We start from the raw sequence: 12782 nt of genomic DNA, 5'->3' as shown, positions 1-12782 counted from the left end.
GTGCAAAATTATCCCTCCGAAGAAGAACTACAAAAGACTCTTCGTAACTACCTTGAAACCTGGGCAAAGGAAAACCTGTCCGACTTTGACGAACTCAGCGAAGACGCCTCAACTGAGACCCTAGAAGAAATCACCAAAGCCCTCGAACAACTTGCAGACACTGAATTCGAAGCCATTACCCAAGATGCCACTGCTGAATTCATCGACGCTATCGAAGCAACCTTTCAACAATGGGCAAAAACTGCCCGTGCAGAACTCGACCCAGATGCTGCTGGCAGCCAGACCATTTACAAAGCCGTCCTTGACTTCTTCGAAGCTGAAGAATGGCCCTTCGCTGAAGACGACAATGAGCCTATCCTGTACATGAACTTTCAGGGTGAAAATGGTCAATGGACTTGCTACGCCAAAGCTAGAGAAGAACAACAGCAATTTATTTTCTACTCCATCTGTCCGGTCACAATCCCCGAAGATAAACGCCTAGCCGCTGCCGAATTTATCACCCGCGCCAACTACGGTCTCCTTATCGGCAACTTTGAACTCGACTTCGACGATGGCGAAATCCGCTACAAAACTAGCATCGATGTCGAAGGCGATACCCTCAGCCAGAATTTAATCAAACACTTAGTCTATACGAATGTAACGACGATCGATGAATATTTACCGGGCATTATCGCCGTCGTAGAAGGCAAAATCTCACCCCAAGAGGCGATCGCCAAAATTGAAAATTGATAACCGACAAACTCTCTAAATCGATTCTCATTTTAACGGCAAAATTGCATTCAATTAATCTTCAAAATTCTTCAGCTTTCAGACGTTAATCCAGTATTGGCGGTACTTCCAGAGGACGTAAATTATCGGGATCGCTCGGTGGGGGCGGTAGCGTCGAGGGAGAAGTTCCGGGAGTACCCGATGGCTCGCTCTCGGGTGAGAGGGGTGTAGCCGGACTGGTGGAGGCATAGGTTTGTACCAAGGCGGTGCGGGTTTCCACTTCGCCCAACTCGTTCGTCACTTGGAGGGTAAAAGTTTGCTGGCTGGGGGTGCCTTGCAGGGTCACTTTGAGCGAACCTTTAGCATCAGCCGTGGCGAGAACCGGCGAGAGGGAGACCTGAAGGTTGCGATTTTCGGCCCCTTTAATATCCCAGGCGAGATTGAGAATTGTCGGCGTGCCGTTGGGGTTGAGGGGAAAGAGGAAGGTGGTGGGATTTTCCCCCACGGGTTGACCGTTGACTTTAAAGTCGATTTGAGCCAAAGCCCGATCGCCTCCCGTCTCCCCAGCCGAGGGGGGTCGCACCACGATCGCATCGGAGGAGAGGGTTATCGGCGGCCCTCCCGACCCTCGAGAAATGGCAACGAGTTCAAATTGATACTCGCCGATGGCCAGGGGTTGGGTGGGGAGATTGCGACAGACCAATTGGGGGGTCTCTTCTCGAGTCCCCAGCTGACAGGATTGGAGTGCGGGAGGGAGGAAGTTATCGCCGTTGCTGAGGAAATCGTAGCGTTGCAGTTCTCGTCCTCGACCGGTTCGGGCATCGATCGCCCGCAAAACCAGCGCTTTCACCTGCCGGGGATTCTCGATGGCAAAATCGAACAAAATCGGGTTTTCACCACCCGTGTAGGGGCGGTTAACGGCGGCAAATCGATCGAGTTTCGGGGGGGTGAAGACCAGAGTATTTTGGGTTTCTTCAGTATCGGCCGCTTCTTGGGGATTCTGTCGGGAAAAGACTTCGATGCGATATTTATACTGACTCGGAGCCAGTTGTCGATCGAGAGTCCAGGTACAACTGAAGCGATCGGTCTCGATGGGGTCGCAACTTAATTCTGTGGTGGGATCTTCGGAGGGCAAAAATACCCCCTCTTCGTAGGGGTAGGTATAGATTTCCGATTGGCCTTGGGCTTCCGTTTGAATGATATTAAGTTTGTCGAGGGTTTGGATATTGTGGATTTCCCAGGTCAGCACGATTTGTTTGCGGACATTTCGCGGGTTGGCGATCGCCCTCGATTTGAGGTTGTGAATTTCCAGGGGGGGAATCGGCAGCAGGGGAACCGATTCCGTCAGTTTCGTATCGCTGGGTTGGGTGGCATCGCGCTTGCGAATCCCAAATTGAGTTTCGGCGGGGGCAGGAAAAACTTGCAACTCGAAGGCGTAGTCGTTGGCGGGGGGTAGGTTTTCCACCCGGAACTGGCAGTTTAAGCGATCGGAAGAATCTGGCATCAGACTGCATTGGGAGAGTTTGAACGAATTTTTTTGCGATTCCTCCGATTGCTCTTCCGCACTGGGTATCATCTGAATCTCGTTCGCCGACAAAGGATCGGAACCGGCGATGGTTTGGCGATCGAATCGATTGGATGTCCGCTGTCCGGCCGCATCGAGATAGGTCAGCATGACGCTGTCTAAATTCTCCCGAATCTTACCCTTGTCCTTAACGGTGAAATTCTCAACGGTAAAGTTGAGAAATACCGCAGATTGGAGGATATCGTCACCATCCGCGCGATTGGCTTTAAAGGTCTCAATTTTCGGTGCGGGGGGGAGAACGTAGCACACCCACAACAGCCATCCAACCGCACCCAACACCCCCAAAAGCAGCAACCACCACACCCACCAGGGAGTGCGCCGCCATACCACCTCTCCTTGCAGGGTTTGCAACTCCGGTTGCTCGCGAGTGGGGTCCGTCAGGGCCACCTCAAAAGCCAGGGTTTTATCCTTACGCCGCAGGGGGGGTCTCCAGCGTCGCAACCGCACCTCGATGGGTTCTTCCCACCGTTCCCAGGGTTGGAGGTCGAGGGTGGTGGGGTTGTCTCCGGTGCGAGTCAAGCGCACGTCGAGAGCAGCGTTGGGAAGCGGGTAGACCTCGAGATTCGGATTGCGGCGGTTATTGGCTTGATTGACGATCGCCGCCCGAAATTGGCAGGTTTGCCGCCACAGACCCAAAGCCGAGATGGTCGGAAGATGACCCGGCCGATGGCGTTCGACAGGTTCGAGAGAGAGTTGGGGATCCCCCTGGGGCAGAATCTGAAAATAGAGAATATCGATTTGCGCCCCCCGATGGGAACTGCGATCGCCCACGGTAGAAAACAGGCGGATGGTGGGGCTGTAGAGTCCGGCCAGGGCTGTTTTGGGCGGTGTCAACACCAACGAGAGATCGCCGATGTGGTTGATGTTGGGGTTGAGCAGCAAAACCGGTCCGCCTTCGGAACCCACCACCCGGTACCAAGTCGGGTCGAGATCGCATTCGAGGCGAAACCGATCGACGATGCCCGAGCGATTTTCCACTCGGATCGCCACCGTCACCGACTCCCCCGGCACGATCGGGTACGGCTGCTGCCGGGTCATAACCGGTTCGACGATCGAAAATTTCGGTTTGAAATCTTTGTCGGAGGGGGGAACGACCTGGAGTTGTTGTTCCAGGCGTAAGAATTTCAGTTCCGGATATTCGTGGGCGCTAATCCAAATGTCGTAGTGGTAGAGAATCGACTTCGCGCGATCGGGAATCCGCAAGGACAGTTCGGCGGTATTCTTGCCATTGCGCTCTACATCAACGAGCACCGAGAGGATGGAGTTGGGGTCGCGTTCCCACCAACTCAGCAGGTTTTGCGAGTCGGGATCGTTAGGTCGAGGTTCCACCCAGACGGACACCGGAGTATTTTTCTTGCCCCGATTGGAAATCGTCACGGTGACATCGAGTCGATCGCTGCGCTGGGTTCCCCCGGAGGCGGTGACGGTGGCATCGATAAGTTTACTGGCAGTCTGCATGGGATGGAAGGGGGTGATAGTGCAGTCGAACGCGATTTCCGTCGCCGTCACTGGCAATTAACGCTTCGTTTTTCTCGGGGTTGAGGATTAAATCGACGGTGTTGAGGCGGGTATCGCCAAACCGGGCGACGGTCTGTTCCTTGGGGGTGTCGGCGGTCTGGGAAAACGCTCGCAGCATCACCCGCCCGTCATCTCCAGTGCTGGCAAGATAGAAACATTGGCGGTTTTGGGGATGGGAGGCGATCGCTACAGAACGCACCGGAAGATCGGGTTCGGGGGTTTGCCATTCTAGCGCCTCGTCAGTACAGGAAAACTCGGTTTTTCGATAGCGATATTCCGGACTCGTCACCTTGGAATCTTCCGAAAATTTGACCGATCGAAACGGCTTGGCGTTCTCCCGCATGCATTGGCGCAAAACCGCCATATCCCAAACTTTGATATAGCCTTGAGTATCTGCGGTGACTAAATGCTCGTCGTTGGCGGCAATGCTGGTGATGTAGTCGCGACTGCCAAAAATCGGCAAGAAATCGCTCTGGCTGCGATTTCTCTGCACCTCCTGCAAATACTCGGGGTCGAGGGTATACACGCGATCGTTTTCCCAGTCCCAAAAGGCGAGGGTATTAAACTGTCCTCCCATCGCCACGAGGGTGTTTCCTTGCGGGTTCTGGGTGATGCCCAGGGCGTAAACGGCAATCCCTTCGAGGTAGATTTGCTTCTGAGGTTGGGTGTTGTTCCTCTGGGTGGGGTCTAATTTCCACTGGCGCACGAAGCCGCTGCCGTGAGCGCTCAAGAGATAGTCCGCATCTTGCAGGAACTGCAAATCGAAGACGCTGTCGGAGGCATTGAGAGACCACTGCGATTCTTTTTCGAGTCCGGCCAGATTCCACAGTTGAATGTTGCCATTTGCCAACCCGGCGGCCACCACCACCTCCCGCGCCCCGCTGGTTGCCCGTTCGCGAATCACCCGCACTGCCGATGCCGTTTGTTTTTTCGAAGCGACTTGGCTTCGGTAACCCAGGGCGTTGGGATTGAGGAATCGTTCTGGGGTGGAATTAACGTGCCACTGCCAAATTTCTCGATCGCTAGAACCGCTCAGAACCCGAGAACCGCTATCGATAATACTCACAGAATTGACGGTATCGCGGTGTCTTTTGGGAAAGAAATATTGATACAAAGGAACAGCCAATAGCCCAAATAACAGCAGCAAGAGAAACAGCCGCCATTTCGACCCCAGGTTGAGGATGAGAACGATCGAGTTGCGATTGAGACTAATCTGGGAGGGCGGCGATTTTAACTGGGCAAATACTTCAAATTCGAGGATTTTGGGAATCAACCAGCCCTGTTGATTTTTCTTGACTTTGGCAGTGGCGCGCACGGTTTTAGATTCACCGCGCTCGAGAAAAATCGGGTTGGGGTCAAATTCAAACTCCTCGACATCCGATCGGTCACCTTCATTTTCGAGACTGAGTTCGATTTCTTGGGAATCATTCGCCCGATTGGTAAGTTCGAGGGGGTATTCAAAAATGTATCGATCGTTTTCGCTCTTGACGTTTTCCCGAATTGTTTTTTCTTTATCGGGCGATTTAAACTCGATTTGACCTTGGGGAGCTACAGAAAACTGGCAGGTTTCGGAAACGGGTTTTCCGATTTTCGGTTGAGCAATCAACTGGCATTGATAGTCCTCAGAACATCCCGCCGGGGTGAGTTCGGAATCGGGAAAGGCAACACATAAGTTTTCGATCGTGTTATCTTTTCCCAACAGCTTAATGTTCGAGTTCTCCCAATAAATCTTCCAACTTTTTGGGGTATTTTTACCTTTTTGACACTCGAGCTTAACATCTAGGGGTTTAGAACTGAGGTTAAAGACTCGCACGGGGACGATATTTTTTTGACCGGCAAAAACAATCGGATTTCCTTCAAAAAATAATTCGATATAAGATTGAGAGTCCGTCACACTTAAGGTGACATCTTGCCGAGCGACAATATGTTTATTTTCAACGGAAAAGACTTCAACCACCAGGGGAATCTCCCCTTGAATGCCCAGAATAGGGGGTTCGATAACGTTGACGGTAAAGTGAATGGTATTACCCGGTGGTTCCTTCGCCGAAACCCGTGGATGTACGCTATACCAGTCGTCACTTTGGGGATAGCCCTTGGCATAGACTTTAATTTGCATCATCACCCAGTCTTGAGTGATATTCGTGGCCCAAACTTGAAACTGACTGGTGGGATGGTGACTATCTGGATGTTTAATCAGCTCTCGATCGATTTTCAATCTAATTCCAGACATAATATCAAGTTCGGTTGAAGACTTACAATGACCGTGGTGGTGAGAATCGGGGGCATCGGGAGAGATCTATAGCTGTTGCCAGAGCAATTAGGACACTCATGAAGGTGGGCTTGGGGGGCAAGGGGGGCTTCGGGAGCAGGGGGGGGAAAGACTTCAGTAAGATTGCACAATTGTCTGGTGTTGTCCTAACTAAATTGGCGACTGCTATAAAGAAGACATGGATCGGGTGGCGCTGAATTGTCAGTGATTATCCGAACTTTATATAACGACATTTTCTCTCTTTGAAAACAACTCGATATGTAGATAAAGGCTTTAGGGATTTGTCCATTGATAGCAGCGATGTTGTTCCCAATGCCGGCGGGCGTAATCAAGAACATTGATGCCCAATTCGTGAGCCGTCCGAATTTCCGATCGAGGCAAATCGTTTTCCCCACCCCAGGCTGAAGAAAGTTCGCCGATAATGACGAGAACATTCCCAAATTGACGAAACTCGATGGGAGGGCGATCGGGTTTCAACTGCGGCAAACTGGGAAATAGAAACGGTCGTTCGAGAATCAAATCCACAGAGGTTTCCGATCCATTTACTTCTCCCCATTGACTCGAACCGAGCTGTTTTAACTGTTTTAAGTTATCGATCGCAGCCGCAGATAAACTGCCAACTTCCATCAGAAGCATTCCTCCAGCTTGGAGGTACGATCGCAATAATTGAACTTCCTCTTGTTTCAAATATCGATGCTCGTGAGCACGACCAATATACAAAAAGTTGTAACCCTCGCAAAGCGCATCCGCCCCCAACTCTTGTCCCCCCTCCAGTCCGATGGCAAATTCAAGCTGTGACTGGGAACGAGTCACCTGCACCAGATCGATTTCCTCCACCCCCTGCATGCGCGGGTATAACGGTTCGACGGCTTTCATCAGATACGCCAAATTGTCCCGCGTTTGCCCATCGTCGAAATCTAAATCTTTCATCGAGCGCACATCCGGTGGCACCAGCAATCCCCCTTTCACCCGTCGATCCGATCGCCATGTGGTCTGACGGCGATAGAGAAAATTCAATTCGTTCTCTTGCGGGGCAAACACCTGCTGGGGGGGACGCAGCTGGGATTCTCGTAAATCCAAAGAAATCCGACACAGCTCGATTTGCCCCTCCTCCAACGCTTGAGTTTGTTGGGCGATGGCAAAACTTTCACTCAGCAGGCGATTGGAATTGCGGAGAATTTCACCGGTCTTTTCATTTTGAAGGGCGTTCGGTTTGCGATAGCTCACATATAAGTAAACCTCGATCTGATTTTGACCGGAACGATCTGTAGGGTTTTGAATTCGATAGCTCATGGGTTGGTTCACCACGATCGGATTGCCGGTAACATCGATGGCGATACCCGGTTGCACTTCCACCCAGCGTCCGTCTTTGTAGGAGTTATCGATGGGAAATTGATTCACCTGAGTGGGTGTCATCACCCGGACTCCCAATCCGCACACGATGCCCGGTTGATTGAGCGATCGATAGTGGAGGTTTTGCCGTTGCTGCTGGTATTCCCGTTCCCGCTGCCAACACTCGGCATTGATGGTCAATCCATCGTAAACATCCAAGATTTGCAGGGGATTTTGGGGATTGGGTAGGGAAAATTCGGGTTTGACCATCAGCGATTCAATATTCAGGATAGAAACAGCAATCTCGAAACTTGCAAGACAAGGGGAAGGGGAGACAAGGAGACAAGGGGAGAGGGAGACAAGGAGACAAGGGGAGAGGGAGACAAGGAGACAAGGAGACAAGGAGACAAGGAGACAAGGGGACAAGGGGAGAGGGAGACAAGGAGAGAATTTCTCTACTTACCGATGACCCAAAGATGAGGATTATTAATCATATTGACTAATCCACGAAGAACTCGATTGTAGAGACTGTAGAGTTCTCTTCCTTGTTCTGTATTTAAATATTGACATTTGACCGCAAATTTAATCCACACTTGAGTTTCTGCTGCCTCGGCTTCACTATCGCTCAATTTGGCAATAAAAGCCCCTTCATACCTTCTTTTTCGCCACGCTTCTGCTAAGTTGGCACAGACCGAACGGGAAGACCTTCGGATTTGGTCGGTCAAAGAATAGCGTTCTTCAACGGGAAATTTCTTTGAGAGTCCAAAGATTGTCATGGCAGCGTCAAAAGCGGTTTGATAAACCACTAAATCTTCATGACTTTTGATAGATTCTTTACTCATGACCTCTCTCCCCTTGTCTCCTTGTCTCCCCTTGTCCCCTTGTCTCCTTGTCTCCCCTTGTCCCCTTGTCTCCTTGTCTCCTTGTCCCCTTGTCCCCTTGTCCCCTTGTCTCCTTGTCTCCTTGTCCCCTTGTCCCCCTCTCCCCTAACAATCGGCATACGGATTTCCCGCTGAGAAAATCGCCCCGCAAAGCTTCACCCCCCTCAAACTCACCCCAGCCAAGTCTACATCTGTCAGGTTCGCCTCCCGCAAATCCGCCCCTTGCAGGAAGGCTCCATTTAAAGAGGCCCCGGTCAAATCTGCCTCCCGCAAATCCGCCCCCTGTAAAGAGGCATCGTCTAAAGATGCCCCAGTCAAATTGGCTCCCCGCAGGTTGGCTTCTTCCAAGGATGCCCCTTGTAACTGAGTGCCAATTAATATGGCATTTTCTAGATCCGCCTCTGCCAAAATCGCCCCGGCCAAGTTATTCTCGCTCACATTCGCCTCTCGTAGATTCGCCCCTTCTAAGTATGCCCCCGCTAACTCCATACCCAAACCCCCCCAGTTGACACCGGTGAAATTCGCCTTCTCTAAGTTGGCTTGGCTCAAATCCAACTCATCCGCAAAAATAAAGGTCAAGTCGGCTTCGGGTAAATTCGCCCTCCTCAAAGAAGCCCCATCGAGGTTGACGCGACTCAAATCGATGTCTTGGAGGTCGGCCCCATTGAGATTGGCCCATCTCAAATCTGCCCCTTCCAGGTTCGCTTCCTTGAGCAGAGCACCACTGACATTGGCATTTTGCAGGTTCGCTCCCATCAAATTGGCTTTTTCCAACCGGGTGCAAGGGAGGGTTTCCTCGTCCGATTTGGGGCAACTCAGATCGGCCCATCTCAAATCCGCACCGCTGAGGTTTGCCTGGTTCAGGTTCGCCCCGCGCAAGTCGGCGTTGCTGAAGTTGGCTTCGTTGAGACTCGCTTTCATCAGGTGAGCCGCTTGCAGTTGCGCCTCTTGCAAGTTGGCCAGAAATAGGTTGGCTTCTTGCAAATCGGCACGGTTGAGTTCGACGGCATACAGGTTACTGTTTTTGAGGTTGGCTTCTTGCAGGTTGGCTTCGTTGAGAATCGTGCGGCCGAGTTGGGCTTCGACGAGGTACGCACCGGAGAGATCCGTTCCGGAGAGATCCGTCCCGGCTTGGATGCGATCGTTAGCAATTTGCCATACCTGAAGCCATTTGCGAGAGAGTTGCGATCGCTCGATCAGGGTTCCCCGCAAATCTGCCCCCCGCAAGTCCGCCCCCCGTAAATCCACATCCCGCAAATCCGCACGCCGCAAATCTACGTTTCGCAAGTCGGCGCGACTTAAATCCGCCCCCCGCAAATCCGCATCCCGCAAGTCGGTATCTTGCAAGTTGGCATCCCGCAAATCCACATCCCGCAGAAATTGCTCTCGCAGGTTTTCCCCGTCTAAGTTGCAATCGCTGCACTCTCGCCGTTGCAATAATTCTTCAAATTGAAAAGCCCGAACCGAGGCGATCGATCCGAAAAGAAGGGCAGCGATCGCCCCAATAATAGAACCCATTCGGGCGATCGTTTGGGCGGATGTGGAACGTTTCATCTTCGTTAAATCCGTACGGAAAGATTGAGGGCCGATCCCGGTCGGTTTTGCCAGTTATTTTAGAAAGCTTTTTGGCGTCTGACAAGTTCGAACGATCGATTTTGAACCACGATCTTGCCAAATTGAATTAATAGCATTGAGTTGAAAAATTTTGTCAGATTATGCGCTATACTATGGCAGATATTAATCCAAATTTCGATCGAATCCTCATCTAGCTTCTAGCTAATCGCCGGGTTTGTCTGTGTTTTTACGGGATTCAAAACTTTCTAAGGCGAAGCGCAAACAAATATTAATATTTATTAGAAATGATTGACAAAGATCGGGAGATTCAAATCTCTTGACTTTGTCTATATCTAATTCCTCAATGGAACCCACATAAAATTATGGGTTAATCTTGGTGATGGCAATCTAGTAATGACCATCACCACTCGATCGTTCTCTAAAAACTGGTATCTTATTTTGATTTCTACCAGGTGTCTATTGAAATCCGAGAAGGAAGAAATTAATGCAACGAAAATGGCAGTGGTGGGGTTCGATCGTCGCAATGATGGGGGCGATCGTGCTGCCGGGAAAAGCCCTATCCTCCACCCCATTCAAAACCCCTCCCAAAACCCCCATCGCCCCCCAAGAACGGCGAGTGGATGCGTTGAACGGTACAGCAGTCGTTAGGACATCGGGCGATCGAGATGCTTTAGGACGCGCTCGAGATGCTCTAGGACGCCAAGATGCTTTAGGACGGGACCAGGATATTTTAGGACGCGAGCAAGATGCTCGCACTGGTTGTCCTAAAAAAACGGGTGGTTGCTATGAAAAAGGGGAGTTTGAATTTGAAGGATTTGAATACTGGGTCGATGCCTGCCACATTCTCGAACGGCAAGGGGACTATGCCGGTGCCCTCGAGGCGTGCGAAACCGCCATCGAACTCGAGCCGAACAAACGGGAAACCATAGACGTGTGGGCGAGTCGGGGCAACGCGCTGGTAGGATTGGAGCGTCACGAAGAAGCGATCGCCTCCTACAATCGCGTCTTGGCAGCGCGTCCGGAAGATTCTCGGGTGTGGACGTCCCAATGCGAGGCGCTGTTGGAATTGGGGCAGACGGAAGATGGAATTGCCGCCTGCGATCGGGCTATTGACGCTAACGGGAATTGGGGCCGCACGACTCCAGCGCGGGCGTGGCGTTTCCGGGCCCGAGGCTATCGCCAGCAAGCCGACAGCATTACCGATGGCTTGGAAACCGAGGCAGAACTCGCCGAGTTATTTCCCGATCGCCCTCAAGACGGGGAAGCGCAAACGCGGGAGTCGAACCAGCTTTTTTACGCCCTGATAGAAGCCAACCGTTCCTACGAACGGGCGATCGACCTCGAGCCGCGCGATTCCCTGGCGCGGGCGCGGCAGTGCGGGATTTTGACCCAATTGGGATGGGTACAGTCCCCCACACCACCAGGCTACCCACCCCAACCCACCCCAGCAGAACGCTACAAACTGGCGATCGAGACTTGTCGCGAGGCGATTTCGATCGATGGAGATTGGGGCGATCGGACTCCGGCACTGGCTTGGGGAAACTTGGCTTTAGCGAGGGTCGCCCTGGGGGAACTCGAAACCCGTTTTGTGGAGAAGGCGCGGTATTTTGAAGCAGCGATCGCCACCTACGAGAAGGCCTTGGAAATCGACCCCCTGGATGCCCCCCATTGGACCGAGCAGGGGCGGTTGTTGCAGCAGTTGGGTCGCCACGAGAAGGCGCTCATCTCCTTCGATCGGGCTTTGGAAATCGCGCCGGATGCGTCGCTGCCCCTGGTACATCGCTGCGAACTCCTCAATGCTATCGAAAAGCATCAGGAAGCCCTGGAGGCTTGCGAGGGCGCTCTGGATGGGGATAACCGCTGGGATGGCGAGGCGGTGGCGCGGGTGTGGAACCAACGGGCGGCGGCACTGGTGGGATTGGCAGACTACGAAGGGGCACTGGCTTCGGTGGAACGGGCCCTGGCGCTGTACGATGTTCCCGATCGCACGGCGGCCATCCTACTCAGTCAAGACCCGATCGGACGTTGCCACAAACTGGATTTAGCAGCGATTTCCCAGCGAGATTTTGATGGGTCTTGGGATGGATATCGCAACGCCCTCAATAACAAGGCGGCGATTTTGTGGCATCTCGGACGCAACCTGGAAGCCCGACGGTGGGCGATTGGGGCCCTGAGTCCCGAAAGCGTCGCCATCGAGTCTGCGGTTGACGAACAAGGGGCACTCGAAATCAGCTGCAATGCGTCTTCGGCTTGGTTTAACTACGGCAGAATTCTCCAGGAGTTGGAGGACTATCCCCGGGCGATCGAAGCCTATGATTTCGCCTTGAAAACTTACGGGATTTATCGCTCTCCCCAGGTGCATTCCGATCGCTCTCTTCAGGAGTATTCCGATCGCTCTCTTCAGGAGCATTCCGATCGCTCTCCTCAGGTGTATTCTGAAGCTTGTGCGTGGTTGCTCAAGGGTGGCCAAACCAAGACCGAAAAGGCGACGAATCCGATCGATGGGGGTGGGGCGTTTTACGCGATTCCCGATCGCTATTGCGCCAATATTTGGGTCAATCAAAGTGCCGTGTTTTACTACCGAGGGCGTTATCTCCAAGCGCGAAACGCCGCCGAAAATGCGACGCATCTCTATCCCGAATCTATAGCTGCTTGGTATAACTTAGCCTTGGCTTCGGTGGCACAGGGGCAGTATCGCGAAGCCCTGAATGCCTTCGATCGCGCCCAAGGGAGAATCGGCCAAGAGAATGGAGAACTCGCCGATCGCATTGTGGCCGGACAAGTGAAGACGATCGCCGATTGGGGAGAAGAAATTCGCCGGCAAGCACGTGAGGCATCCGATGGAAATCAAGCCCGAGAACTGTATCAAACGGCATTGAATCTTTTCGATCGGGCCCTAGAACTCGATCCCGAT

At 52.4% G+C, this 12782-nt stretch carries 7 protein-coding genes; 2 read left to right on the top strand and 5 right to left on the bottom strand.

All coding sequences use genetic code 11. The features are described 5' to 3' along the window. Complete coding sequence (locus AC2215_RS00355; RefSeq protein ID WP_486807954.1) at positions 1–729, top strand: type III secretion system chaperone family protein; 729 nt, start codon at positions 1–3, stop codon at positions 727–729. A gap of 85 nt (positions 730–814) precedes the next feature. On the opposite strand, the gene AC2215_RS00350 is transcribed toward AC2215_RS00355, so the two are convergent. The 5 genes from AC2215_RS00350 to AC2215_RS00330 all read right to left on the bottom strand — a co-directional run bounded on the left by AC2215_RS00350 (position 815) and on the right by AC2215_RS00330 (position 9847). Further along, positions 815–3751: a COG1470 family protein gene (locus AC2215_RS00350; RefSeq protein ID WP_486807953.1), complete on the bottom strand. Its 2937-nt coding sequence runs from the start codon at positions 3749–3751 to the stop codon at positions 815–817. Beyond that, positions 3735–6041: a WD40 repeat domain-containing protein gene (locus AC2215_RS00345; protein WP_486807952.1), complete on the bottom strand. Its 2307-nt coding sequence runs from the start codon at positions 6039–6041 to the stop codon at positions 3735–3737. The genes AC2215_RS00350 and AC2215_RS00345 overlap by 17 nt, the downstream gene beginning before the upstream one ends. Positions 6042–6353: 312 nt before the next feature. Continuing rightward, positions 6354–7682, bottom strand: coding sequence for a hypothetical protein (locus tag AC2215_RS00340; protein WP_486807951.1), 1329 nt, complete (start codon positions 7680–7682; stop codon positions 6354–6356). A gap of 185 nt (positions 7683–7867) precedes the next feature. Then, positions 7868–8254 carry a four helix bundle protein gene (locus AC2215_RS00335; RefSeq protein WP_486807950.1) on the bottom strand — a complete coding sequence of 129 codons (387 nt, stop codon included), beginning with the start codon at positions 8252–8254 and terminating at the stop codon, positions 7868–7870. 144 nt (positions 8255–8398) lie between these two features. Further along, positions 8399–9847 (bottom strand): pentapeptide repeat-containing protein, encoded by a 1449-nt coding sequence (locus AC2215_RS00330; protein ID WP_486807949.1) that lies wholly within the window; start codon positions 9845–9847, stop codon positions 8399–8401. 505 nt (positions 9848–10352) lie between these two features. Here AC2215_RS00330 and AC2215_RS00325 point away from each other — a divergent pair. Then, the coding region (locus AC2215_RS00325) for a tetratricopeptide repeat protein (RefSeq protein ID WP_486807948.1) at positions 10353–12782 on the top strand (2430 nt) is incomplete at its 3' end.

It is taken from the genome of Zarconia sp. (assembly GCF_057467645.1).
Note: the sequence above shows the minus strand (reverse complement) of the source record. Positions and strands in the feature narration are given on the sequence as shown.

Excerpts from the sequence above, each read along its gene's own strand:
- AC2215_RS00340 (WP_486807951.1), bottom strand. The coding sequence starts at position 7,682 with ATGGTCAAACCCGAATTTTCCCTACCCAATCCCCAAAATCCCCTGCAA.
- AC2215_RS00350 (WP_486807953.1), bottom strand. The coding sequence starts at position 3,751 with ATGCAGACTGCCAGTAAACTTATCGATGCCACCGTCACCGCCTCCGGG.
- AC2215_RS00345 (WP_486807952.1), bottom strand. The coding sequence starts at position 6,041 with ATGTCTGGAATTAGATTGAAAATCGATCGAGAGCTGATTAAACATCCA.
- AC2215_RS00335 (WP_486807950.1), bottom strand. The coding sequence starts at position 8,254 with ATGAGTAAAGAATCTATCAAAAGTCATGAAGATTTAGTGGTTTATCAA.
- AC2215_RS00330 (WP_486807949.1), bottom strand. The coding sequence starts at position 9,847 with ATGAAACGTTCCACATCCGCCCAAACGATCGCCCGAATGGGTTCTATT.